Source organism: Apilactobacillus sp. (genome assembly GCF_025290035.1).
In the GTDB taxonomy this organism is placed as follows: Bacteria; Bacillota; Bacilli; order Lactobacillales; family Lactobacillaceae; genus Apilactobacillus.
The window spans coordinates 38,640-63,001 of record NZ_JAMBKT010000003.1 but is presented as its reverse complement, the minus strand read 5'-3'; the positions used below and the strand labels follow the sequence as shown (position 1 = coordinate 63,001).

At 35.9% G+C, this 24,362-nt stretch carries 24 protein-coding genes, 1 riboswitch and 1 other annotated feature; of the genes, 12 read left to right on the top strand and 12 right to left on the bottom strand.

All coding sequences use genetic code 11. The annotated features are described in order from the left end of the window. The coding region (locus M3005_RS02235; RefSeq protein WP_293793299.1) for a M20/M25/M40 family metallo-hydrolase at positions 1–429 on the top strand (429 nt) is incomplete at its 5' end. 25 nt (positions 430–454) lie between these two features. On the opposite strand, the gene M3005_RS02230 is transcribed toward M3005_RS02235, so the two are convergent. Next, entirely contained in the window at positions 455–1,147 is a 693-nt protein-coding gene (locus M3005_RS02230) for a VIT1/CCC1 transporter family protein (RefSeq protein ID WP_293793297.1), read from the bottom strand. Between the two features lie 11 nt (positions 1,148–1,158). Further along, positions 1,159–1,845 carry a VIT1/CCC1 transporter family protein gene (locus M3005_RS02225; protein ID WP_293793320.1) on the bottom strand — a complete coding sequence of 229 codons (687 nt, stop codon included), beginning with the start codon at positions 1,843–1,845 and terminating at the stop codon, positions 1,159–1,161. Positions 1,846–2,144: 299 nt separating this feature from the next. On the opposite strand from M3005_RS02225, the gene M3005_RS02220 reads away from it, so the two are divergent. Beyond that, positions 2,145–3,320: an aminotransferase class I/II-fold pyridoxal phosphate-dependent enzyme gene (locus tag M3005_RS02220; RefSeq protein WP_293793295.1), complete on the top strand. Its 1,176-nt coding sequence runs from the start codon at positions 2,145–2,147 to the stop codon at positions 3,318–3,320. A 13-nt stretch (positions 3,321–3,333) separates the two neighbouring features. Continuing rightward, entirely contained in the window at positions 3,334–4,845 is a 1,512-nt protein-coding gene (gene ppcA, locus M3005_RS02215) for a phosphoenolpyruvate carboxylase (RefSeq protein WP_053950416.1), read from the top strand. Between the two features lie 36 nt (positions 4,846–4,881). Here ppcA and M3005_RS02210 read toward each other — a convergent pair whose 3' ends face one another. Further along, a complete protein-coding gene (locus M3005_RS02210) occupies positions 4,882–6,279 on the bottom strand; it encodes an MFS transporter (protein ID WP_293793294.1) in 1,398 nt (465 codons plus the stop codon). A gap of 110 nt (positions 6,280–6,389) precedes the next feature. Between M3005_RS02210 and M3005_RS02205 the strand changes: the two genes are divergently transcribed. Further along, positions 6,390–6,965: a hypothetical protein gene (locus M3005_RS02205; RefSeq protein WP_053950414.1), complete on the top strand. Its 576-nt coding sequence runs from the start codon at positions 6,390–6,392 to the stop codon at positions 6,963–6,965. A gap of 26 nt (positions 6,966–6,991) precedes the next feature. Here M3005_RS02205 and M3005_RS02200 read toward each other — a convergent pair whose 3' ends face one another. The 4 genes from M3005_RS02200 to M3005_RS02185 form a co-directional block, all read right to left on the bottom strand. Further along, a complete protein-coding gene (locus M3005_RS02200; protein ID WP_237756936.1) occupies positions 6,992–7,450 on the bottom strand; it encodes a Fur family transcriptional regulator in 459 nt (152 codons plus the stop codon). 75 nt (positions 7,451–7,525) lie between these two features. Further along, on the bottom strand, positions 7,526–7,951 hold the full coding sequence (locus M3005_RS02195) for a hypothetical protein (protein WP_293793290.1): 426 nt from the start codon (positions 7,949–7,951) through the stop codon (positions 7,526–7,528). 68 nt (positions 7,952–8,019) lie between these two features. Next, on the bottom strand, positions 8,020–8,946 hold the full coding sequence (mmuM, locus tag M3005_RS02190; RefSeq protein WP_293793289.1) for a homocysteine S-methyltransferase: 927 nt from the start codon (positions 8,944–8,946) through the stop codon (positions 8,020–8,022). 1 nt (position 8,947) lies between these two features. Continuing rightward, on the bottom strand, positions 8,948–10,312 hold the full coding sequence (locus M3005_RS02185; RefSeq protein ID WP_293793288.1) for an amino acid permease: 1,365 nt from the start codon (positions 10,310–10,312) through the stop codon (positions 8,948–8,950). Positions 10,313–10,360: 48 nt separating this feature from the next. Beyond that, positions 10,361–10,602 (bottom strand) — a binding site (T-box leader). A gap of 141 nt (positions 10,603–10,743) precedes the next feature. On the opposite strand from M3005_RS02185, the gene M3005_RS02180 reads away from it, so the two are divergent. The 3 genes from M3005_RS02180 to M3005_RS02170 all read left to right on the top strand — a co-directional run bounded on the left by M3005_RS02180 (position 10,744) and on the right by M3005_RS02170 (position 13,784). Then, entirely contained in the window at positions 10,744–11,778 is a 1,035-nt protein-coding gene (locus tag M3005_RS02180; RefSeq protein WP_293793319.1) for a lactonase family protein, read from the top strand. A 131-nt stretch (positions 11,779–11,909) separates the two neighbouring features. Beyond that, on the top strand, positions 11,910–13,478 hold the full coding sequence (locus tag M3005_RS02175; protein WP_293793286.1) for an ATP-binding cassette domain-containing protein: 1,569 nt from the start codon (positions 11,910–11,912) through the stop codon (positions 13,476–13,478). Between the two features lie 15 nt (positions 13,479–13,493). Continuing rightward, complete coding sequence (locus tag M3005_RS02170; RefSeq protein ID WP_293793284.1) at positions 13,494–13,784, top strand: hypothetical protein; 291 nt, start codon at positions 13,494–13,496, stop codon at positions 13,782–13,784. 23 nt (positions 13,785–13,807) lie between these two features. Here M3005_RS02170 and M3005_RS02165 read toward each other — a convergent pair whose 3' ends face one another. Further along, entirely contained in the window at positions 13,808–16,207 is a 2,400-nt protein-coding gene (locus tag M3005_RS02165; protein WP_293793283.1) for an ATP-dependent DNA helicase, read from the bottom strand. A gap of 70 nt (positions 16,208–16,277) precedes the next feature. On the opposite strand from M3005_RS02165, the gene M3005_RS02160 reads away from it, so the two are divergent. After that, on the top strand, positions 16,278–16,748 hold the full coding sequence (locus tag M3005_RS02160; RefSeq protein ID WP_293793282.1) for a DUF2798 domain-containing protein: 471 nt from the start codon (positions 16,278–16,280) through the stop codon (positions 16,746–16,748). Positions 16,749–16,885: 137 nt separating this feature from the next. Then, the gene (locus M3005_RS02155; RefSeq protein ID WP_293793281.1) at positions 16,886–17,734 is read left to right on the top strand and encodes a DegV family protein; all 849 of its coding nucleotides are present in this window, start codon (positions 16,886–16,888) and stop codon (positions 17,732–17,734) included. On the opposite strand, the gene M3005_RS02150 is transcribed toward M3005_RS02155, so the two are convergent. After that, the gene (locus M3005_RS02150; RefSeq protein ID WP_293793279.1) at positions 17,709–18,419 is read right to left on the bottom strand and encodes an MIP/aquaporin family protein; all 711 of its coding nucleotides are present in this window, start codon (positions 18,417–18,419) and stop codon (positions 17,709–17,711) included. The genes M3005_RS02155 and M3005_RS02150 overlap by 26 nt on opposite strands. A 101-nt stretch (positions 18,420–18,520) precedes the next feature. Next, positions 18,521–18,781 carry a hypothetical protein gene (locus M3005_RS02145; RefSeq protein WP_293793277.1) on the bottom strand — a complete coding sequence of 87 codons (261 nt, stop codon included), beginning with the start codon at positions 18,779–18,781 and terminating at the stop codon, positions 18,521–18,523. A 215-nt stretch (positions 18,782–18,996) separates the two neighbouring features. Between M3005_RS02145 and M3005_RS02140 the strand changes: the two genes are divergently transcribed. Beyond that, a complete protein-coding gene (locus tag M3005_RS02140; protein WP_293793276.1) occupies positions 18,997–20,493 on the top strand; it encodes an MFS transporter in 1,497 nt (498 codons plus the stop codon). Positions 20,494–20,520: 27 nt separating this feature from the next. On the opposite strand, the gene M3005_RS02135 is transcribed toward M3005_RS02140, so the two are convergent. Together M3005_RS02135 and M3005_RS02130 are read right to left on the bottom strand one after the other, a co-directional pair. Next, complete coding sequence (locus tag M3005_RS02135; RefSeq protein WP_293793275.1) at positions 20,521–20,892, bottom strand: hypothetical protein; 372 nt, start codon at positions 20,890–20,892, stop codon at positions 20,521–20,523. Positions 20,893–20,954: 62 nt separating this feature from the next. After that, positions 20,955–22,262 carry a nucleobase:cation symporter-2 family protein gene (locus M3005_RS02130; RefSeq protein WP_293793274.1) on the bottom strand — a complete coding sequence of 436 codons (1,308 nt, stop codon included), beginning with the start codon at positions 22,260–22,262 and terminating at the stop codon, positions 20,955–20,957. A gap of 67 nt (positions 22,263–22,329) precedes the next feature. Further along, positions 22,330–22,429, bottom strand: a riboswitch (purine riboswitch). Positions 22,430–22,549: 120 nt separating this feature from the next. Here M3005_RS02130 and M3005_RS02125 point away from each other — a divergent pair. Both M3005_RS02125 and M3005_RS02120 read left to right on the top strand, forming a co-directional pair. Next, entirely contained in the window at positions 22,550–23,530 is a 981-nt protein-coding gene (locus tag M3005_RS02125) for an asparaginase (RefSeq protein WP_293793318.1), read from the top strand. 14 nt (positions 23,531–23,544) lie between these two features. Further along, positions 23,545–24,362: hypothetical protein (locus M3005_RS02120; RefSeq protein WP_293793273.1), on the top strand; the 818-nt coding region annotated here is incomplete at its 3' end.

Genomic DNA, 24,362 nt, shown 5'->3' with positions numbered 1-24,362 from the left:
AAGCAGGTTAATTCGATTCCTGATTTTGCGTTTGAACAAGTGATGGTTAGAACGATTCCACAATTACCTAATCAACAAATCATTGATGATTTAAATGCGCTTATCGCTAAGTTTAACCAAGATGGTAACTATCAATTATCACTAGAAGTGAACTTTAGTGGTAACCCGGTATCCAGTCCATTAGATACTGAAGTAGTAGATGTTATTCAAACAGCTTCGATAGATCAATTAGGTACGCAATTGGAGACCGGGGTGTTATCGATGGGTACCGATGCCTCACAATACCAAGCTGAAAAACCAGGTTTGAATGTCTTTATCTTAGGGCCGGGAAATGATACTGCACACCGGTCAGATGAAAATATTGATTTAAAATCATATTATCAATTTATTAATTTATATAAGGAAGTAGCCAAAGGTTACTTAAAATAAAAGAGACTACTTAGTAGTCTCTTTTTTAGAATTGATTCATAATTTCTCCGGTCATGTAGTGAATGATCATGGTTAATATTCCGATGATAATATTTCTGATAATCGCGGTTTTAACTTTCCCATCACCCAATTTAGCACTCAAAAAACCAGTCAATCCAACAGAAACAATTACCGCTAAGATTGTGGCAGGCCATCTATAAACACCACTCGTTAAACTCATTGCCAATAATGGGAAGAGTCCTCCTAACGCGGCGGAGAAGAGGGATGAAAAGGCGGCTGACCAAGGGTTCATGTAGCGACCTAATTCCATGTTATATTTAATGTTAACTAAGGTTTCAAGTGGCTTTTTAGCCATTAATTCATCAGCAATTTGAATCGCAGTGTTTTCAGTGATACCACGTTGCATATAAAAATCGATGACAGCTTGTTTTTCACCTGCAAAGTTAGTTTTTAAAAGTTGACGTTCTTTTTCGACGGAAGCACTTTCGGCATCCCGTTGGGAACTAACCGATGCATATTCACCAGAAGCCATTGAAAAGGCACAAGCTAATAAGTCTGATAAACCAGCGATGAAAATGGTAAAGATATTTGGTGTTGCTACCGCAACGGAAAATAGCACCCCTACGACGGTTAAGATCCCGTCGTTAGAACCTAAGACACCGGCTCTTAGTGTGTTTAGTTTTTCGTCCATGGTAGGTTTTTGTTTGGTTTTCTTCATTATAATTCCTCCTAGGCTAAACTACCGACTAATAGTCCAATTAAATAAGTAACAATCATCGTAATCACACCAGATGCAATATTTCTAATGGTTGATTTGGGCTTGTTAGCATTACTTAACGCCGCTGCTGCATATCCAGTGATGGATAGGGCAATAATAACGGCGACGAAGGTAGCGATTACTTTGATGCGGGATGGAAATAGTGTAATTGCCACTAAGGGTAAGACTGAACCAGTCGGAAATGAGAGCATGGAAGCAATCGCTGCCGCATATGGACTAGTGAATTGGTTAACGTTAAAGCCGTACTTTTCACGCACTGTGGTCACTAAAGCATCTTTATTCATCATTTCGGCGGTTGCTTGATGGGCTAGTTCTGAAGAAATCCCACTATCAATGTATTTTTGTTGGACTAAGGCAAATTCTTGGTTGTAATTATGAGTCAACAGATACTCTTGACGTTCGACGGATTTCTTTTGGGAATCACTTTCAGTATTAACTGAAACATATTCACCCATTGCCATTGAAACCGTTCCAGCAATCATCCCCGCAATCCCGGAAATGAAAATAGCGAAAGTATTACTGGTGGCTCCAGCCACCCCAATAACGATTCCGGCCACAGATAAAATTCCGTCGTTAGAACCCATAACACCAGCTCTAATGATATTGATTTTTTGTGCTAAACTTTGTTTTCTCAAGATTGAACACTTCCTTACTTTATAATGATTATTAATTAAGAATTAGTATAATCCATAAAAATAAACTTGTAAAGTCGAATTTAAAACCGCGAAAAAATCATTTAATTGATAGATGAAATAAGCATATCTTCGCTTAAATTTTAACCCCGTAAAATTTGATTTTAATTAGAGAAACATTAAAAAGACGTTGTAATTCTAGCGCTTTTATATTATGATAATTATCAATATGATGCACTTTGACAATTGGACCTATTGAATTTATTTTCGATAGGTCCAATTTTGCATATTTAGGAGGAAACACAATGCCCAACTTATCTTCATCCCTTGCTGGACTGCATAACCAGCAACTAAACGTACTAGCACCATCAGGAATTAGAGGCTTTGATAAGAAGATTTCTAGTGTTGATGGCTTAATTAAATTAACAATTGGTGAACCAGATTTAGATACACCTGAACACGTAAAACAAGCGAGTGTCGATAGTATCTTAAATAATGATTCTCATTATGCGGATCAAACTGGTAAGAAGGAATTACGAGATGCTATTGTAAATCATCTAGCCAATAAGTACGATTTAAAATATGATGCTGATAGTGAGGTAATTGTGACTGTTGGAGCTACTGAAGCACTATATTCAACATTTGCTTCTATCTTAAATAAGGGCGACAAAGTAATTGTCCCAACCCCAACATTTGCTCTATACTTCCCAATTATTAGCATTTTAGGTGGAGAAGTAATTAAAGTAGATACTTCAGATGATGGTTTTGTTTTACAACCTGAAAAACTACAAGCTGTCTTAGATGAACATGGCGAATCAGTAAAGGCAATTTTATTGAACTACCCAAGTAATCCAACTGGAGTAGAATACTCAAAAGATGACTTAAGCAAGTTAGCAGCGATTATCAAAGAACACCCAATGTATGTTTTATCAGATGAAATATACAGTGATTTAACTTACGGTGTTGAACATCACTCAATTGCTAGCATGCTTCCTGAACAAACAATTTATATCAGTGGATTATCAAAATCGCATGCGATGACCGGTTACCGTGTTGGATACATCTGTGGTCCACAAGAAATTATTAAAAAAATCGGAATGGTGCATGCCTTTGTAGTTACATCAGTAACTAATTCAGCACAAGTAGCTGCGGCAGAAGCACTTAAAAATGGTGAAAACGATCCAGTCGAAATGGCTAAGATTTACCAAGAAAGACGAGATATTTTACGCGATGGTCTTACTAAACTTGGTTTCAGCATGCCAGAACCCAAAGGGGCATTTTACATGTTTGCTAAAATCCCTGCTGAATATGGTTTGGATGACGAAAAGTTTGCTTTAGATTTAGCATACGAAGCTAAAGTTGGTGTAATTCCAGGAAATGCGTTTGGCCCTGGTGGGGAAGGCTACATCCGTCTTTCATACGCATCTTCTAAAGAAGTAATTGAAGAAGCACTAAAACGAATTGAAAAATTTTTGAAATAGCGAGGTAATTATTATGGACAGAAGAATACCGAACATCATGGGGACACAACATCCAGATAACGCGAACGTGCCTTTCTTTAAGGGTGACAATGATAAGTTTGTGTCTGCATTCAACGAAATTAATGAAGCATATCAAAACTACTCCCAACTAGATGCTGATGAATACATGTGGGATTGGGAAGGAAAACACGCTGATGCTTCTGTAATTGATCGACTATATTCTGAACATTACGATTACTTCAGCAAGCACCCACTAGGTAACGATAAGTTCCTAACTTTCCGTTTACCTAATATTTGGGAAGAAACTGGTTATAGTTTAATGCAAGCGATGACGACCATCTTATTAGCAGAGGATTTTGCGCAAGACTTAGGATTTAAAGACCGTCCATTGTTTGAAGCAATTCTACCAATGGCTAGAACCGCTGAACAATTAGTTAACATGGAAGAAAAGTTCTCTAGTTTAGCTCACTTTAAATCAAAGGAATTTGAAAATGGTCATGCGAACAACGACCGTTTAAGAATGATTCCATTATTCGAAAGTTTTGAAGCTCAATATAATGCACCAAAGATTTTAGCTAAATACGTTGAACTTTATAAAGAAGAATTCGGTGAAGACATAAAATACTTACGTGTTTTCTTAGCCGGTTCCGATTCTGCTTTATCTAACGGATTCTTGAACAGTATTATTGGGAACAAGTTAGCGCTAACTAAGTTAGGTGAATTCGAACACGAAAGTGGTATCGATATTTATCCAATCGCCGGGACTGGTAGTGCTATCTTTAGAGGGGGACTATCACCTGAAATGGTTGACCGTTACCTAGAAGAATTCCCAGGATTAAAGACTGCGACAATTCAATCAGCATTCAGATATGATTTTGATTTAGAAACAGTGGTTAAACCAGCAGTTGCTAAGTTACGCGATGGTTTACAACGCAACGCATTCAAGATTATTAACGATGATGACCAAGAAACATTATTATCAATCGCTGATAAAGCTGCTAAACAATATCATGAAACTCTAGATCCACTAATAAATGACTTACAATCAGTCTTTGATTCATTCCCTAAACGTCGTGATAGACATCAACACGTTGGTATCATTGGATACTCACGTGATGTTGATGGCTACAAGATGCCACGTGCGATTACATTTACTGGGTCACTATATTCAGTTGGGGTCCCACCTGAAGTATTAGGAACTGGTCGTGTCTTGAAGGAATTAACTGATGATGAAATCAGAGCATTAAAACAATACTATCCAAATATGAAACACGATTTCGCACATGTCTTGAAGTACTACAGCCATGATGCGATTGAATCATTAATTGAAAAGAATCCAGCCTGGAGGGGTGTCCAAGAAGATGTTGAAGCAATTGAAAGTGCTTTTGACATTCAAGCAGGCCCTACTAACGAAGACGAAAAAGAACATGCTAAATTAGCAAACGACTTAGTTCGTATTGATGATACTGAAGTTCGTATGATTCTAATCGAAAAAATGGGTAAACTAAGACATTTCTTAGGTTAATAAAAAAGCTAGTGATTTTAAATCACTAGCTTTTTTCTATGCTTGTTTTTTATTACGCTGTAACCACAATAACATGATGGTAACCCCCACCATGATGACAGCAGCAATCATGTAAGTGAAGTGCATTCCGAAAACGAATAGTTGGTCGTTTCCGGTAGGGTATGTGGTAATTTTATGCCCATTTTTTACACTCATGGCTGTGTATAAAATTGAAGTCGAAATTGATAATCCTAAGGTAAATCCGACGTTTCTACTTAATGCTAAAATTGAACCGGCAATTCCTTGTTGATCCTTGCTGGCGTTTTCCATCACCATTGGGTTGTTTTGGAACAAACCATTCGCGGTGGAGAAAACTACGAATCCTAATAGCATTAACATCAAGGTGTGATTTGGTTGCATTAGCGCGAAAATTAATTCAGCAATCACGAAAATAATGGAAGCACGAATTGACATAAAGACAGCACCGTATTTATCACATAAAACCCCACCTATATAAGCGGTAAAGACATTGACTACCGGAAGAACACTCATTAATAAACCAGTGTGAGACGGGCTAAATTTGAGCGTATCTTGGATATAAAATGGTAGGAGTACATTATTAAAGTAAATAATGATGTACATTAACATCAAAGCAATAATACTAATGGTGAAACCAATGTTTCTAAATAAGCTCAACGCTAAGATTGGTTCTTCAACATGTTGTTCGATGTAAATGAAAAGAATTAATAAGATGGCACTTAAGATAAAGCAGCCGATTACTAACGGATTGTTAAAACCAGTTTCTTGCCCCATGAAAATACCGATGAAGAACAAGCCGATTAAAACTGCTAATGAACTAAAACCAGGCCAATCGATATAAATTTTTTCAGGCTTGATTTTAGTCTTATCATAGACGAATTCACCAAAGAAGTAGGCGAAGATTCCGATTGGAACATTGAATAGAAAAATCCAGTTCCAATTAGCAAAAGATAAAATGATTCCAGCCATCGCAGGTCCTGCGATATAGCCGACTTGTCCAATAGTGGTATTAATTCCTAAAGCGCGGCCACGAAGTGAAAATGGGACCGTTTCAGTAATAATTCCAAGATTAGTAGCCATTGTCATAGAAGCCCCTAATCCTTGAAAACATCTGGCGATTAATAGTACGACCAGATTTTGTGATAATCCACAAACTAGGGAACTAACTGTGAATAAAAGTGTTCCTAGTTGGAAAATACGTGATTTGCTAACTTGATCTCCCAATTTACCAAATAAGATTAATGACATACAAATTAAAATTAAGTATGCTGATGAAATCCATTCGGCTTGGTTCATTGGAATATGTAAGTCGTTTGAGATTTGCGGTAAAGCGGTATTCACGATACTCATATCAACGGTAGCCAAAAAGGATACTAACGCGATTGACATGACGATGAAAAATTGTTTGCGGTTCATTTAAGCACTCCCTATATTATTTATCATATTTAATTGTATCAGATGAATTACAAATGCCAAATTATGGAGTATAGTTAGCAAAAAAGAATGACGATAAAGAAGGTGCCAATATGGATATAGTAACTAACGACCAATATATTGGAGATCAACGTTTAGGTGAATGGTATTCTAAAACCCGGGATGGATACGACTTAGATAGTTTTTCGCTAGGGTATTTTCTGCGTGATATTGGCGACTTTGTTGAAGTGTTAACGATTGATTTAAATGGTTCATTAGATACGGTTAGTGCTTTTTTGAAAGCTGATATTTTAGAAGTCCGTTTTGAAACCGAATATACGCAAATGTTAGATTACTATATCGAACAAAATAAGCTGAATCACTTATATGATCCGTATGACTTGTTAATCCAATGGAAAGCTTTGGACGCCGACAGCATGAGCCAGATTTTATTAAAATGCTTTCAAAAAGAAAAAGTAATTAGCGTCGGGCCAATTGATGATGATTATATTGAACATGGCAAGATTGTCTTATTAACCGAGCATGTGATGACATTAAATGATTCAGAATATTTGTCTGGTTTAAACGAAGAACAAAATCCGAATAAAACGATGCGAATTAATAACATTATGGAAATTAACTTTTTAAGTAAAAATAACTACATGTATGAACAATATTTACGCAAATAAAAAAAGAGAGCTCTTGCTCTCTTTTTTTATTTGTCTTCGTTTTTTCTTTTTTCAATACAGTCTTTGCATAACCCAAAAACTTCGATATGGGTTTTACTAGTTTGAAAGCCAGCTTGTTGCATTGCTGCTTTGGCTAATTGCTTTTCTAATTTTTTGTAGTTAGGAAACTCAATGTCTTCAATTTCACCGCAATTTTCGCAAATCGCATGGAAATGGGGTGAACCGAAAAAGTCATATCTAATTCCGCCATCTTCTGCCGGCAATGCGATGATAATATCTAACTTTTCAAACAACTGTAAGCTGTTATAGATAGTAGCAATACTTAAGTTTGAGAATTCTTTTTTTAACGCCTCGTAAATTGTTTCGACAGAAGGGTGATTATCATGGTTAATTAGATACTTCAGGATAATTTGTCTTTGTGGAGTAATTCTAATATTATTTTCTCGTAAGGTAGATAATGCTTTTTCATACATTTGTTCAGACAATTAAGTTCCTCCTCGCCCTAGTTTATAATTATTCTATCCTAATAATAAGGTTAAAAATCGAATAAAGCAAATAAATTATGCCTTAAGATTATTAATTTGCTTATCTAAACTATCAGAAAGTGGTTTAATCATAAAACTATGAGGCTTGTCAGCAAAGTAATTTTCCTTCATTTGCACCATGCGTTTAATGATTTCTAGTTCTTCGTTATCATCCAATTCCTTGACGTTGACATAGATTGTGACAGTCTCATCATTTAGGTTAGCAATCCCAGCGACTCCAATGAATTGGTTATCATTCTTGTTACTGATTCCCCATAAAAGGCCTTTTTGACTCATAACATCATTCATCGTCGCATTGATAAATTGACTAGTGTTATCAAGATCAGCATCTCGATCTTGTCGTTGTTGGAATGCAATCACATCTTTGACTGGGAACTTGGTTAACCAATCAAAGTAGAAATGATTAGTGATAATTGGACGTAATCCTTCAAAACTATGCATAACTACTCTCCTTTAACACTTAATTCCTCTATTATAGAGAAAATCAGAATAAGATGAAAGAAATTGACTTAAACTTGGGAGAAGAAATGTTGATGGATGTGTTCTTCTTGCGCTTCAGTCATACAGCAACAACCACCAACATACTTCAAATCTAAATCGAACCACTCTTGAATCAACGCATCGAATTCTTCAAAAGATAAGTCATCGTGATTCCATTCTTTAATCTCTGGATTATATGATGCACCAGAATTAGGGAATGCGATAAATGGCTTATGGTTGGGATGGTTTTGAATTAAATATTTTAAAGCTGGCGTAACCAGATTAGGGTGAGTACAGTTTAAACCATATGCAATCACGTTATCGCTAGCTTCCAGTAATTGGGTTGCAGATGCTAAATCTGATCCATCAGCTAAATGGTGTTCATCTTTTAGCGATAAAGCAACAATTACCGGAATTGATAGTGGTTTAACAAAATTAAGTAGTGCCTTTAATTCATTTAAATTAGGTAGCGTTTCTAATAATAAAATGTCAGCACCGGCGTCAATTACTGCTTCAATGCGTTCGCGGTGAAAGTCGATGTATTCTTCTTCAGATAAATCATAATCGCCAGTATATTCAGCACCATTGGCTAAAAAGGCGCCGTAAGGGCCAATTCCAGCAGCAATCCATTTGGGATTAGAGTTACTGGATTGTTTACGACCATCGTCAGCTAGTTGGACCGCTTTTTGAATTAACGTAATTGCTTCATCATGACTGTATCCATTACTAGTTAAACCAGCTACGCTAGCTTGATAAGTGTTGGTAGTGGTAATGCTAGATCCAGCATCAAAATATTTTTTGTGCACATCCACAATTAAGTCAGGGTGACTTTCAATTACAGCTGCTGTCCATAGTTTAGAATTTAAATTTAATCCGCGTTCTTCTAGTCCGGTTGACATCGAACTATCGATTAAAATGTGTTGTTGATTGTTTAGCCAATTTTTTAATTCAGTCATATTAATCCTTCTTTCTGTAAATTAATTCGTGCCAAATATAGCAAATAATGGCAAATGGAATTCCGATGATAATCGCGATGCGTTGGTTTGGATCAAACGCGATTCCGAATAGTGACAAGATACAAATTATGATTACCAAGATTGGTAAGAGTGGGTATAGTGGTGTCTTGTATTTTAAATCGCTTAATTGATGACCAGCACGTAAATATTGGCGGCGGAAGTTTAATTGCGCCCAACCAATCACGAGCCAAACAAATACCACCGCAAATGCTGAAATGGCAGTTAATGCCAGATAAACGGTGTTAGGAGCATAGATGCTGGAAAATAGTGATAATAATCCACCAGCGATGGTCAAAATTAGTCCGTAAACGGGGATTCCGTTTTTAGATAATTTAGCCAATCCTTGTGGCAAGGTCTTCTTATCAGCTAGCGACCAAAGCATTCTTGAAGCTGCATATACCCCAGAGTTAGCACCAGAGAAAATGGTGATGAATAAGATTAAGTTCATGATGTCAGCAGCGTAAGGAACGTTGATATTTTGTAAGATGGTAACAAATGGACTTTGCGCTAGTGATGAATCACTTTGTGGCAAGATTGAACCTAATGCAATGATAGTTCCGATGAATAAGATTACTAAGATAATTAAAGTATGTTTGATTGATTGGGGAACCGTTTTTTCTGGATTTTGACTTTCACCAGCACCGACCGCGATCATTTCAGTTCCAGAGAAGGCAAAGTTGGCGGATAAAACAATTGAAATCACAGGTAATAATCCGTTGGGAAAAATCCCGTTTTTAGTTAATTGACCAAAATATGGTGTGAAATGAGTATGGTGGATAGGGATGATTTTAAAGATGATAAAGATTCCAATCACCAAGAAGACTGCTAATGCCAATACTTTGATTAATGACATCCAGAACTCACTAGATGAGAATAACTGCATGTTAATAATGTTTAATAATAAGATGACAACAGTGAAAATTAAGCTGAATCCCCAAACTGGAATAGACGGGAAATATTGTTGACCAATCGTTGCTAAGGCAATGAATTCAGAACCCAGCGCAATTGTCCAGGTTAACCAATACATCCAGGCGGTAACAAAACCGACACCGGAGTTAATGTATTTGCTAGCGTATGTATGAAATGCTCCGGTATTAGGGTCATGCACTGATAATTCGCCTAAACAGGCCATGACCATACAGACTAAAATCGATCCAATTACGTATGCTAAGACGGTACCAATTGGTCCGGCGGTTTGAATTGAATAACCGGTACTCATAAAGATACCAGTACCAATGACACCCCCAAGTGACATGGTAATTAAATTACTGGTTTTTAAATTTTTGGAAAAATGGTGCTTGCTCATAAGATAAATCCTCCTTTTATGTAAATAAAAAAAGCATCCACCCCCTGCAAAAAGGGCGAATGCTTCGCTGTACCACCTTAGTTCATAGTAAGATGATACTTCATCATCAACTATCTTATCCGGAACCTGTTGATTCCTTCGTGTTGTAACGTACACTAACGTCCAAGGCTAAATTAAATCACTTTGGAAAGTTCAGAGACCATTTTCGATGACTTTAATTCACTCATTTTCACCAATCATGAGCTCTCTTTGCAATCTCCATCATGTACTTTTCTCATCAAAACTTAATTATTATCATGCTGTCTTAATTATATCGATATAATTATTTTTTGCAACCCGTAAAAAAGACAAATTAATTATTTAGTATTGATGGTAAAGTGTGTAATAATAGAAGGGAAATATTAAATTTTAAACGAAAGTGAGATTTAATGATGACTGAAAAATTCTTAGTTGGTACTTATACCAGAGATGCAAGTGAAGGAATTTATGAAATCGAATTGGATAAAGACCAAAAACAATTACAAAATTTACAATTAGTTGCTAAAGCAGGCAACCCAACTTATGTTGCTGTTTCAAAAGCTAATCGCTTATATGCTGTCGACAAGGGTGCAGACGGTAAAGGTGGCGCAATGGCACTGGATAATAGTTCTCGTCCAGCAACTGAAATTAACCTATGCTTGAATGAAGATACTAACCCAGCATACATTACAGTTGATGAAGGCAGACAATTTGTTTACACTGCTAACTATCACACTGGTGAAGTGATGGTTTACAAGATTGAATCTGATGGTTCGCTAGCTTACCAAAATAAAGTGGTGCACTCCGGAGACGTTGGTCCTAGACCAGAACAAGAAAACGGTGCCCACCCTCATTATGCTGATTTAACTCCAGATGGTCGTCTAGCGGTTGTTGATTTAGGTCAAGATCGTGTATACATTTATGATATTGCAGATGATGGTAGTTTAACTCAAGCTTCTACTATTAAAATGGAAGCTGGATTTGGACCTCGTCATATCGTCTTTGATGCTCAAAAACACGTTGCTTTTGTTGTTGGTGAATTAAGCAGTAAATTAGCTGTTCTAAATTATGATGAAAAGACTGCTCACATGGATGTAAAACACATCGTTGATACTATTCCACATGATTGGGAAGCCCATAACGGAGCTGCCGCAATTCGTTTATCTAATGATGGCAAGTTTGTATATGTATCTAACCGTGGTAACAACTCAATCGCAGCATTTGAAGTTGCCGATGATGGTTCAGTCGAATTAATCCAATTGATTAGTACTGAAGGAGACTTCCCACGTGACTTTAACTTCAACGAAGACGAAACTTTTGTCGTTGTGGTTAACCAAAATACAAATGATGCCACCTTATATGAAAGAGATGTTAAGACTGGCAAGTTATCAGTTGTCCAAAAAGATTTCTTTGTTCCAGAAGGGGTTTGCGTTACTTTAGAAAAATAATTTAACTATTAAGCCGTTACTATTTTAGTAACGGCTTTTTTATTTCTTTTAATAACATTAAGAATAGGTTATAATTCAATTAGAATCGATTATACATAAGGTTCAATTCAAGTACATATAGGGGGGATAATATGCTATTAAAATATTATTCGAAAGTTAAATTATTCTTGTTAAACGTATTCGCGATATTAGCTAGTTTAAGTGATTTGGTAGCAGCATATGTGTTATCAAATTTAATTAATATGGCGGTTAGTAAGTCATTAAGCCACATGGTGCAATTCTTATTATTCGGGATTGTGCTATTATTAGTAACTTTTGGTTCTCAATATATTTTTAACTACTTCAAAACAGACGTAGTTAGAAGTATTAATACGCAAGTTAGGTCAAAAGTTCTACAAGGGATGCTAAATAAGCGTGACGATGATAGCACTGAGTTAGGTTTCTTGGTTAATGATGTCAAATTGTTGGAAACCAACCGCTTTAAAGCCCAAATCACAATTATCTCATCAGCTTACACTTTTGTGTTTGCGTTATCCTATGCGCTATATCTGAACTGGTTATTAACCATCATCTTCCTATTGGGAAGTGCGTTTCCAATGGTTCTTTCTGGAATGGTGCAAAAGCCAATTCAAGAAGCATCAAAAGATTGGTCAACTAAAAATGATCAATATTTGAACCACACTAAGAGTATTTTAAATGGGAAAAAGGATGTCTTCTTGTATAACCGTCAGGAAGAAGCAACGCAAAGTAATTTGTCATTTGTTAATAAGCTAGAACAAAGTCTATTCAAAATGAATTTATTTACAGCAAATGTAAATACTTTCGTTAACATGATTGCTGATACTTTCACTTTAATTTTCCCATTAGTATTAGGAACTTATTTAATTTCTATTGGTCAAACCACGGTGGGAACCCTGATTGCGATTGTGCAATTAGCAAATTCATTTATCAATCCGATAATTAATATGTTGCAACAACGTAGTAATTTATCAACTACTAAAAATATCATGCAGAAAACAAAAGAATATATTACTGAAGCACAACAAGCGATCAATGATGATGTTAAAGACTTTAATGAAGTCAAATATCAAGGAATTCAATTAGTGCGTGATCAAAAGACTTTGGTAGATAAATTAGACGTTGATATTAATATCGGCAATAAAATTGCAATGATTGGTCAATCTGGAAGTGGTAAGTCTACCTTGATTGAATACCTAATCTATAAGTTAAACGGTAGTTCACAAAAGATTCTGATTAACGGGAAAGATGAAAGTAATCAAGATGTCAAAAATCTGTATGGTTACGCCAACCAAAAACCCATCATTTTCAATGACTCGATTCGTTTTAATTTAACCCTTGGTAATACAGAAATTACAGATGAACAAATTAACGAGGTTGCGACAGTCTTAGGAATTGACGATGTGGTTGATGAAAAAGGATTAGATTATGTGTTATCCGATGATAACGGTAATTTATCCGGAGGCCAATTGGAACGAATTAACTTAGCCCGAACGATTCTTTCAAGCAGACCAATCTTAGTGTTAGATGAAATTACGGCTTCCTTAGATAAGGCGACCGCCCAAAAAGTGCATGATTACTTATTGGAATCAAAACTAACATTAATCGAAATTATTCATCATTATACAGACCAAGATTTGAAACGTTATAACCAAGTTATTAATTTTGATACATTCAATTAAAGAGGAGTGGTATATATGTCAGAAAACAAAATCGGTAAAGACATGGGAAAAATCTTTAGTGAAAAAATTCAAGATGAAGTAACAGATCATGTTCAAGATAAATTAGACAACATTGCAGAAGGATTGAGGGGGTATATTAAAAAGGAAAACCGTAAAGGGAATGTTCATTTTAATACATCTCAATCACCAAAGAATTTAAAAAGCTGCATTAAAGCATTTTTTAGTCGCAAAAAAGAAGAACCTTTGAGCGATGAAGAAATTGACGAAATTATCGATAAGATGAAAAAAGGGATGCAGATTAAATAAAAAAAGAGCCGTTCGGCTCTTTTTTATTTGTGCATTTTCCAGAAATTAGCTAATGCGTGTTTAGTTTGGCTTTGGTTAAATGATTTAATTAGATTGCCCGCATGCCAATTAGCAGGGAACAATTTTTGATATCTATTTTGGCTAAAACGTTGATCCATTAAGATGACGTTTCCGCTATCATGATTGGTGCGGATTAATCTCCCGGCAGCTTGAAAGACGTTGTTTAGACCAGGTAATTGATATGCAAAATCAAAGCCATGGCCGTTTTCTGCATCAAAAAAGTAACGAATTAAATCGTTTTCTGGATTTAAACCAGGAAGGCCGACTGAAACGATGCCGACACCGATTAATTGATCGTATTTCAAATCGATTCCTTCACAGAAAATACCACCGAGGAGTGCAAAACCAACTAAGGTCTTATCCGGATTATCTTTGAACTTCTCAATATAATCTTGGCGCTCCTCAGGGGTCATATCAGCAGTTTGAATCGCAGTTTCTACTAAAGGACGTTGCTTTTGGAATTCCTCGACTACGTCTGATAGATAACGATTAGAAGGCAAGAAGATTAAATAATGACCGGGTTTACTTTCAATCATTGCATCAATCGTATTAATGATTGGTTGAATGCTAGCAGGGCGTTTGGCATAAGTCGTTTCAATATAATTGGTCACAATCACTTGTTGGTTAGATGGATTAAAAGGCGATGGAATTTCATAGGTGATACTGTCTTCTTCATCACCTAAGACGCGTTGGTAATAATCCATTGGTGATAGCGTGGCTGAAAACAATATTGCACTCCCACCTAATTGTAGTGACTCACCAATAAATGGACTTGGATCCATACAAAATAATTTGATAATGACATTGTGATTACGGTCATAAAATAATCTGGTCTTAAATGTATCATCGTACAGTTCAGCGATGCGTTGATAACTTAATAACGAGAAGTAAAAATCGACGACTAAATCACTTAGGTCTTCGTCACGGTCATTACGACCTAACCAGTCGTTGATGACGTCACACAGTTTATTAACCTGTTTTCCAAAAGCACTTAACGGATTATCTAAATGGACGTATTCTTCGTCACTTTCAGTGAGAATTTTGGCGTTAATGGTAAATGATTTTTTAAAGTTTTTAAAGGCCTTATGCAAGCGTTCAATGTCTTCATTATCATCAGTTTCCTCAATTAACTCATCTAACTTTTCATTTGAAACTGCGGCCGAATACATATCGCGAGAGCGACTAACCAAGTTGTGAGCTTCATCAATCAAGAAAATATTATCTGAATCTTCGGCGGTAAAGAAACGTTGTAGATGGACTTGGGGGTCGAAGAGATAATTATAATCACAGATGATAATATCGCAGAATTGACTAACGTCTAATGAAAATTCAAATGGATCAATTTGATATTTTTCAGCGTATTCTTCAATAACCGCACGAGTAATTTGATTGTGATTGGTTAAGATATCCTTGATGGCTGGTTTGAGTCGATCGTAATAGCCAATCATATACGGATTATCTTCTGGTTTTAAGTTTCTTTCAGCATCAAATGTGATGGCATCTTTTGCGGTTAAGGTAATCGTTTTAATGAATAATCCCTTAGCCATCATCAAATCAACCGCTTCACTAGCGACCACACGAGTGCTTTGCTTGGCGGTTAAGTAAAAGATGCGGTTAGCAATATTTTCTCCCATTGATTTAATTGCTGGAAAGAGAGTCGAAATCGTTTTTCCGGTTCCAGTAGGAGCTTGAGCAAATAAGTGCTTATGGTTAACAATCGTTTTGTACACGACCGCGCTAAATTGACGTTGGCCATCTCTAAATTGTTCAAACGGAAATGGCATTTGGTTCGCAGTTTGATTACGTTGCTTGATAATGTCGGTTCTTAACTTCAGCCATTCTTCGTATTCACTAATTAACTCATTGAAAAAGGTTTGTGCTTCTTTTTTACTAATCGTAATCGATTCAGTCGTAATATTTTGATCGGGGGTTTGAACGTAGCACAAGGTTAATTTAACGCTCTTTAAATTAGTTTCTTTTAACATCAAGAAGTGGGCATAGACCTTTGCTTGTGCCCAATAAAGCGTCGTCATGCTTTCGGAAAGTTGATCGTATTGAACGTCAGAGGTCTTAATTTCGATGATTTCAGCATCCTTACCTTGCACTAAGACACCATCAGCACGTCCTTCGATTTTAAAATCAATATCATTAATTTTTAAAGTGTTGTCCAGATAATATTCGTTTTCAAAAGCCTTATACTTACTGTTTTGTAACTTGCGATGAATTTTAGCACCTTGTTTCGCGGTATTATTACTGTTTAACTTAGCGTTTAAATCACCACTTCTTAGGGTGAATTCGACTAAGTCACGAATGCCGATATGATTGATATGATCACCTCCTGATGTGATTGAATTTGTAATCAAATTGTAACTTATGAAAAAATTTTGAATATGCTAGGCTAAAATATGTAGATTAAAGAAATGGAGAATTAATATGCCTAGAAATTTAAAAGAAGAATTACTATTTACAGCAATGATGGCTGGTTTAATGGTGATCGTAATGGAAACTTATAATATCGTATTAGCAAGCGGAATCAAAGTTGGATTAGTAATGGAAATCCTAAAGGGATATCCACTTGCGTTAATGGTTGCTGCGATTTTAGATTTGGCCCTAGTTGGACCACTCGTTAAGTTTATCTTTTTTAATTATATATTTAAGCCGGAATGGAAACAAACACCAATCAAAATTGCGCTAAGTATTTCTACTATGATGGTGTTAGGAATGGTAACTTTAATGTCAGTTTTTGGGATTATCGTAACTTTTGGTTTTAATAACCTGTCATTTGGGCTATATGGACACGCATGGTTGATGAATCTGATTGTAGCACTACCACTTCAATTAGTGATAGTTGGTCCAATTTGTCGCTTTTTGTTGATGAAATTTCAAACTAACCAAGACGCATAATAGTTGATAAAACAGTCATTTAGATGGCTGTTTTTTTATTTTCTTCGAATAATTATAATTTATTATAAATAATTAGTGAAAAATAAGATAAATACCGTTATTATTGAGATAGAAAATACCATTTGAGGAGATATAACATGATCAAAATTGTGACAGATTCAACTGCATTATTAACTGATGCTGTATTAAAAGAATTTGATATCAAGGTAATTCCATTAAACGTCAATATTGGTACCGATGCCTACAAAGATGGCATTGATATGGACGGTAATAAATTAATCCGATACATTAAGGACAATCCAAAAGGTGATTTTCCAACCACGAGTCAACCTTCAATTGGCCAATTTGTTGAGGTTTACAATGAATTAACTCAAAATGGCGACACTGTTTTATCACTACACATGACTGACCTATTAAGCGGAACAGTGCATGCAGCAACGCAAGCAAGTGAAATCGCTGATGGTGATATTAAAGTAGTTAATACTCACTACATCGACCAAAGTTTGGGATTCTTAGTTGTGCAAGCAGCTAAGATGGCTCAATCAGGTGATTTCACCCGTGATCAAATTATTGACCAAATTAATAAAGACATTCAAAACTCAGAATTATACATCGGTGTGTCCACTCTAGAAAACTTAATGAAGGGTGGTCGTATTAGTAAGGCGACAGGAATCATTTCTAAGATGATGAACTTACACGTTGTTTTCAAATTGCTTCCAGATGACTTGAAGTTACAACTAAAAGGTCGCGGTAAGAAGACTATCTCAAAATGGTTTGACCAATACCTAGAAGAAAATAAGGGTAACCAATTCAAGTTTATTGGAATTAGTTACACCGGTAGCGATGAATATCCAAATGAACTAAAAAAACGTTTGGAAACAGAATTCCCAAACGTTACAGTTGCAGTTCAATACACTTCATCAATTGTGTCAGTTCACACAGGTGAAAACGCATTTGCGATTATGACTTGTAAACAAGTTGATTAAATAATAGGGTAAAAATAATTCCTAAAGTAGCACCGATGATTGGGCCTAAAAAAGGAACAATCGCATATTGCCATTGTGATAATCGCTTGTCGTAGGTTCTCGAGAAGAAGAAACGAGGGACTAAGTCGCGGGTGGGGTTAAATGCAGCTCCAGTAATCGGAGCAACGATGCTGATGATGACCATCATTAATAGTGATGAAAACATCGTTTTAATCCACCAAGCGGCATGAATGTTACTTTGCATTTCAGTATTAACGATAATTAAGAAGGTTCCGATAATTTCCCATGTGAAGTTACGCTTCCAATTGTTAACGTCACGAGGGACGGTCGCATAGAAGTTCAAATTCAATGGAAGGCTAGCTAGCCATTTCGACCAGACTGATTTAACGGTTAGAGAAGCTAACCAGGCTCCTAAAATTTGGGTGATGATTGCACCAATCATTAATAGCCAATTGATTTGATGGTTGATCGCCAATGTCAAAGATACAACCGGATTATACTCGGCAGTACCAAAAAAGAAGTTAGTTAGCAGGGATGGAATTAAAATACTAATTCCCCAGTAAAACCCAGTTAAAAAGCGGTTTTGCCCATTGGGAAATAGGAAGTAATTAATGATGACACTGGTAACTAAACCTAGTGATAGCATTAAATATGTACCAATTAATTCTCCTAATAATATTTTCATAGCCAACCCTCCCTAGTTAATGTATACAAGTAGTAGCCTACCACTGATTATCTAAAAATTAAAATTATAAATATAAAAAAGTGAAATCATTTTAGATGACTTCACTTTTTTGTTTTTTCTAGTTGTGCAATGATATCGATAATGTCTTGTTTGTTTACTAAACGGTGTTCTTTCACGTTATAAAACATTGGTTGGTGTTGATTAATGATTTCATGATCATCTGGATCATCGGTCAAATATAAAATGTCACAGGCATCTTTGATGTCATCTAGTTCGGGGAAACCAGCTTGGCTCATAATACTGCCTAAAACTGTATCTGGACTTTCGTATGTTAAGTCGTCTAAGTATTTACTGTAGTTCAAAAATACCACCTCTTTTAGTCATTTGAATTATACTTAATATATGATTTCTAATTCAAGCAAAATGATTTTACTTGCTTTTATTTTTTTAAATAGTATAGTTGAAAATTAGTGTTTAAAATTATTTCCTTGGCGGGTAAAAGCTGATTGCATAGTCAGCAGGTGGGTCTCGTGTTAGATAGGCACGGAGGAAATATTTAGACGAAGGAGACTTTTTTATGCAAAGTCGTAATAAATGGTTTGCATTGGTTGCCGTCTGTCTAGGTTTCTTTATGGGATTACTAGATGTAACCGTTGTAAACGTCGCATTACCAACCATTCAAAGTAGCTTTAACAGTAGTTTTAGCCAATTACAATGGGTGATTAATGCTTATACTTTAATGTTTGCTGCAGTATTGTTCCTAATTTCTAAATTAGGGGACTTAATAGGGAGAAAAAGAATTTTTATCCTCTCATTGGTATTATTTTCTGTTTTCTCACTTGCTTGTAGCTTAGCGCCAAGTATTACTTGGTTAATCATTTTTAGAGGAATTCAAGGTATTGGTGGAGCCGGAATGTTAAGTCTTTCCATGAGCATTATCGCTGATATTTTTGAAGGGCCTCAAAGAGGTTTAGCACTTGGTATCTGGGGAAGTGTCGCTGGATTATCAACTGCACTAGGACCATTATTCGGTGGAATCCTACTAAGTTTCTTTAGTTGGGAATCAATTTTCTTAATGAATATTCCAATTGGAGTGATTGCTTTATTCATGAGTGGTAAATACATTCCAACTTCCAAGACCTTTAATTCAGGTAAGATTGACTTTTTGGGGATGGTATTATCATTCGCATTTATGTTCAGTATTATCTTAGGTTTAATTCAAAAGGAAACTCATTATGAATACTCATGGTTCAACTACCATGTCTTTGCATTGTTAGCAATCGGAGTGGTATTGATCCTCGTGTTTGTCCTTTGGGAACATCATTTCTCAAGTCCAATGTTAGATTTAAAACTACTAACTAATCGTTACGTAGTCGGTAGCGCCATTTCTAATTTAACTTTAGGAGTATCTATTTATTCAGCATTTAGCTATATTATTATTTTATCGCAAAATTACATGGGATACTCTGCACTACAAAGTGGGGCGCAGTTAATGCTCATTAGTGCCTTTTCATTAGTAATAGGCCCGGTTTCAGGTAAGATTGCCACTAAGATTAATCCGGGATTAATCATTAGTTTGGTCTTTATCTTGGCTGGTCTTGGGATGTTTGTTTTACCAGTGTTCTTAGGAAGCTCTAACCACTGGTTTGGCTTAATTCCTACCTTTATCACACTTGGATTAGCAAATGCATTTGTAAATCCATTATCATCTAACATTGCCGTTAGTTCTGTCGAACCAAAGGAAATCGGGATGACATCTGGATTGTTAAATGTTGGTAAACAATTTGGAACTAGTTTAGGGGTTGTTGTACTAGGTTTAGCACTAACATCTTCATATAATGACCACTTAGTGGTTTCCAAACTACCAGATAAGTTAATGCATTTATTTGAAAATGCCGGTCCATTCTCAGCTAGTGACATCACAGCTAAGATGCACAGTGATTGGATTGCATCCATCGTTCACAGTGCCTTTTACTCAGGAATTGATCACTTAGCGATTACCAATGGATTTATCTTTATTGCTGCTGGAATCTTATGTTATATCTTCCTATGCATGAAGGAAAAGCAAGCATAATAAAAAGCCGTTATTAAACGGCTTTTTTTAGTGGCGACTTGATTGATGGCCACCATTATTCGAAAGTTTAATGTTGTTACGTTTGAATTTTTGTTGGGCACTATCAGGTTGGAAATTAAAATGGTGCATGCGACCATTGTATGGTTTTCCTGCCATCTTGATTTGAACCCAGTCCTTCATAATGCGTTGCATATTTTGCGCTGCTTTAACACGGCTTTCAATTCCTTCTGTTTTGGCAGCTGGTTCGATATTATCACGAAGTTGATTGATTAATTTTTGGTGGTAAACCAATAAAGATTGGGTAAGTGGTGAATCTTTATAAGAATTAAATAGACGTTCAATAAAACGCATGGCGTCCTTTGAATTCTTTGGTTCATAAAAACGTTCTTTGTTATCCATAATGACCTCCATAAAAAATAACCCTCACGTATATTATACATGAGGGTTATTGAGTTTCATAATTAATCGTCTAAATCGATTTGACCACTTAAGTTAAATAAGAAACTTAGTAGCACCGCTAGGAAACCACCAACAACGATTCCGTTGTCTAAGATGATTTGAGCAGCTTGTGGTAATGATCTGAAGATTTGAGGGTATACGGTAACACCGATACCAGTACCAACAGATAGAGCAACGATTAGTAAGTTAGCGTTTTTATTAAAGTCAACGGTTTGCAAGATACGTATACCTTGAACTCCAACCATACCAAACATCACAACCATGGCACCACCAAGAACTGAACTTGGAATAACAGTAGCGATTGCACCAGCCTTAGGAAGTAGTCCTAAGATTAATAGGAAGACTCCAGCGTAGTAAATTGGACGTTTAGTTTTAATTCCTGAAAGTTGAACCACACCCACATTTTCTGAAAAAGTTGAGTATGGGAAGGTATTGAATAATCCACCTAACATGGCAGCAATACCTTCAGCACGATAACCTTTAGCTAAGTCTTTTTCGCTTAGTTTTCTACCAGTTAAATCAGCTAAAGCTAAGAATACCCCAGTTGATTCCACCATGGTAGTTAGTGATACTAAAATCATAGTAATAATAGCTGACCAACTAAAGTGAGGAGTACCGAAGTAGAATGGTTGTGGTAAGTGGAACCAGCTAGCTTGAGCAACTGATGCGAATGAAATCATACCCATTGCATAAGCAATGATAGTTCCGATAACCATACCAACAAGTACTGAAATTGAACGGAAGAAACCTTTTCCAAAAACGTTAATTAAAATAATAATTGCCATGGTAATTAAACCAACGATTAAGTCCTTTGGATCAGCAAAGTTCTTAGCAGTAGCGTTACCACCACCCAAGTTTTGCACGGCCACTGGTACTAATGAAAAACCAATAATGGTAATTAATGAACCAGTAACAACGGGTGGGAAGAACTTACGTAGTTTGGCAAATAGGCCAGAGATTAAGAAAACAAATAATCCTGAACAAATAATTGCACCATAAATGTAAGCGACTCCCAAAGTACCACCGATTGTTTGAAGTGGGGTAATAACTTGTACCGCACAACCTAAAACAACGGGAAGACCAATCCCAGTTAGTGGGGTCCTCTTTAATTGTAATAAAGTTGCGATTCCACACATAAAGATATCAGCAGAAACCAAGTAAGTCATTTGAGCTGCGTTAAAATGTAGAAATGCACCAATTAGTAACGGAACAATAACGTCACCAGAATACATTGCTAATAAATGTTGAAAACCTAAAATGGCAGCTTTAAATTGAGAAACTTGCTTTAAACTGCTTTCGTGATTATCCAATTTATAATTCCTCCTAAACTAATTATTACCTGAAAAATAAAAAAATCTCAATGCAAAAAGCAAAGAGACAAATTATCTTTTTGCTTATAGTCCGAAGTTTACGGTTCCGGGTAGAAACTTACCAACCTTATTATGGTAAATATATAGGCAATAACGTTTTAAAAATTTTGTATACTCAATTTTAGCCGGATTTGATAAAAAAAGCAATCCTTATCGTGAATATAATTGTTATCTATGTTGAATATAAGGTACAATAAAAGGTACTATTTATGAACTGAGGGGGAATTATCTTGAAACAAATATTAGCGATTCATACAGGTGGAACCATTTCCATGTCACAGGACGAAAGTGGCGAAGTGGTCCAAAATGAGCAGAATCCAATTGCTGTTCAAAAAGATAATTTATTAAATCAAGGTATCGAAATTGTGAATGAGGAGATTTTCAACTTACCATCACCTCATATGACCCCAGAAAGAATGCTTCAAGTGGCCAATCGCATTAAAAAAGCACGTGAACAAGGATACGATGGTGTCGTTGTTACTCACGGAACTGATACATTGGAAGAAACAGCTTATTTCTTGGATTTAACATTAACCAACGATTTTCCAGTGGTAGTGACTGGAGCAATGCGTTCATCAAATGAAATTGGTTCAGATGGACTATATAATTTATTAAATGCAGCGGCAACTGCTGCTAGTCCACAAGCGATTAATAAAGGGGTCCTAGTGGCAATGAATGATGAAATTCATACCGCTAGATACGTTACTAAAACCCACACCACTAACGTGGCCACTTTTAGAACCCCAACATTTGGTCCAATTGGAATTATTTCCAAGCACCAACCAACGTTCTTCCAAGAATTAATTCAAAGTGAAGTGGTTGATATTGATTCAATCGTTGAAAATGTCTACTTAATTAAAGCATTTGCTGGAATGGACGGTACTTTATTTGATGCATTGGACAATGATAAAACGAACGGTTTAGTTATTGAAGGACTTGGTGCTGGGAACTTACCACCAGAAACATTAGCTTCAGTTCAACGGTTAGTAGATCGTAATATTCCGATTATTTTGGTTTCCCGTTGTCTAAGTGGGGTTGCCCAAGATATTTATGCCTATGAAGGTGGCGGAATTCAATTAGAAGAAATGGGATTAACATTTTGTCATGGGTTGAACGGACAAAAGGCACGTATAAAATTAATCATTGCATTGAGTGCCAATAAATCAGGAGAAGAATTACAAAGATTTATGAGCAATGCAATATCATAGAGTGAGGGATGTTTATGAACTCTGTTATTGCACAGTTGAGTGCAGCACAAGATAAAAACCAATTAGTGAATATCTACTTAAATTCAGGAGATATTTTCTACACAGGTTATGTTCAAAAAGTAAATAATGACGAATTAGTAATCGCAACCTACGAATCAAGTGGGCTAGCTGATGGCTATGTCGCAATTAAAACTAGTTTGATTGAAAGCGTCGAAACATCAAGTGATGATTTAAGTAGTATTGAAGAAAAGATGGCGATTGCCAATCAAGTCGGACTGTTTGAATCAAGACCAACTGATTTACAATTCGATAGTGATATTAACTTGTTTCCACAAATTATTATTCAAGCTTACATTAACCATGAAATTATTTTAATTCATGATAATGATGAAAGTCGTTTCTACACTGGAATCGTCCAAAAGATTAATAATGAATCATTTGATTTTTATCGCTTAGATAAATTCAACTTCATCGATAATCAAGTCGCTACCATGGGCTTTAATCAAAGCATGATTATTGAATTCCAAGGACGCGAACTAAGCGTGATGAGTAAGGTCGTCGATAAGGTGAGCGAAAATAATATCGCTCATACTGCGGAATCATTCAATAACATTGTTGATATTCTAGCGACTTCATATCATCATCACCAATTGATTGAAGTTCGTTGTCGCTACAATGATCATTTCTTCTATGTTGGCGAAGTGATTATGTTAAATGATGATGGCATTATTCTAAAAGTCGTTGATATGTCTGGGCAATTTGGTGGCTATGTCTACATTAAGATGAATGGGATTGAACGCGTTACTATCGGCAATGATTACTTAGAATTAGT

Coding starts and splice junctions, on each gene's coding strand:
- ppcA (WP_053950416.1), top strand. CDS start 3,334: ATGGACAGAAGAATACCGAACATCATGGGGACACAACATCCAGATAAC.
- M3005_RS02160 (WP_293793282.1), top strand. CDS start 16,278: ATGCCTAGAAATTTAAAAGAAGAATTACTATTTACAGCAATGATGGCT.
- M3005_RS02175 (WP_293793286.1), top strand. CDS start 11,910: ATGCTATTAAAATATTATTCGAAAGTTAAATTATTCTTGTTAAACGTA.
- M3005_RS02150 (WP_293793279.1), bottom strand. CDS start 18,419: ATGAAAATATTATTAGGAGAATTAATTGGTACATATTTAATGCTATCA.
- M3005_RS02195 (WP_293793290.1), bottom strand. CDS start 7,951: ATGCATAGTTTTGAAGGATTACGTCCAATTATCACTAATCATTTCTAC.
- M3005_RS02220 (WP_293793295.1), top strand. CDS start 2,145: ATGCCCAACTTATCTTCATCCCTTGCTGGACTGCATAACCAGCAACTA.
- M3005_RS02170 (WP_293793284.1), top strand. CDS start 13,494: ATGTCAGAAAACAAAATCGGTAAAGACATGGGAAAAATCTTTAGTGAA.
- M3005_RS02140 (WP_293793276.1), top strand. CDS start 18,997: ATGCAAAGTCGTAATAAATGGTTTGCATTGGTTGCCGTCTGTCTAGGT.
- M3005_RS02205 (WP_053950414.1), top strand. CDS start 6,390: ATGGATATAGTAACTAACGACCAATATATTGGAGATCAACGTTTAGGT.
- M3005_RS02210 (WP_293793294.1), bottom strand. CDS start 6,279: ATGAACCGCAAACAATTTTTCATCGTCATGTCAATCGCGTTAGTATCC.
- M3005_RS02180 (WP_293793319.1), top strand. CDS start 10,744: ATGACTGAAAAATTCTTAGTTGGTACTTATACCAGAGATGCAAGTGAA.
- M3005_RS02155 (WP_293793281.1), top strand. CDS start 16,886: ATGATCAAAATTGTGACAGATTCAACTGCATTATTAACTGATGCTGTA.
- M3005_RS02185 (WP_293793288.1), bottom strand. CDS start 10,312: ATGAGCAAGCACCATTTTTCCAAAAATTTAAAAACCAGTAATTTAATT.
- mmuM (WP_293793289.1), bottom strand. CDS start 8,946: ATGACTGAATTAAAAAATTGGCTAAACAATCAACAACACATTTTAATC.
- M3005_RS02230 (WP_293793297.1), bottom strand. CDS start 1,147: ATGAAGAAAACCAAACAAAAACCTACCATGGACGAAAAACTAAACACA.
- M3005_RS02135 (WP_293793275.1), bottom strand. CDS start 20,892: ATGGATAACAAAGAACGTTTTTATGAACCAAAGAATTCAAAGGACGCC.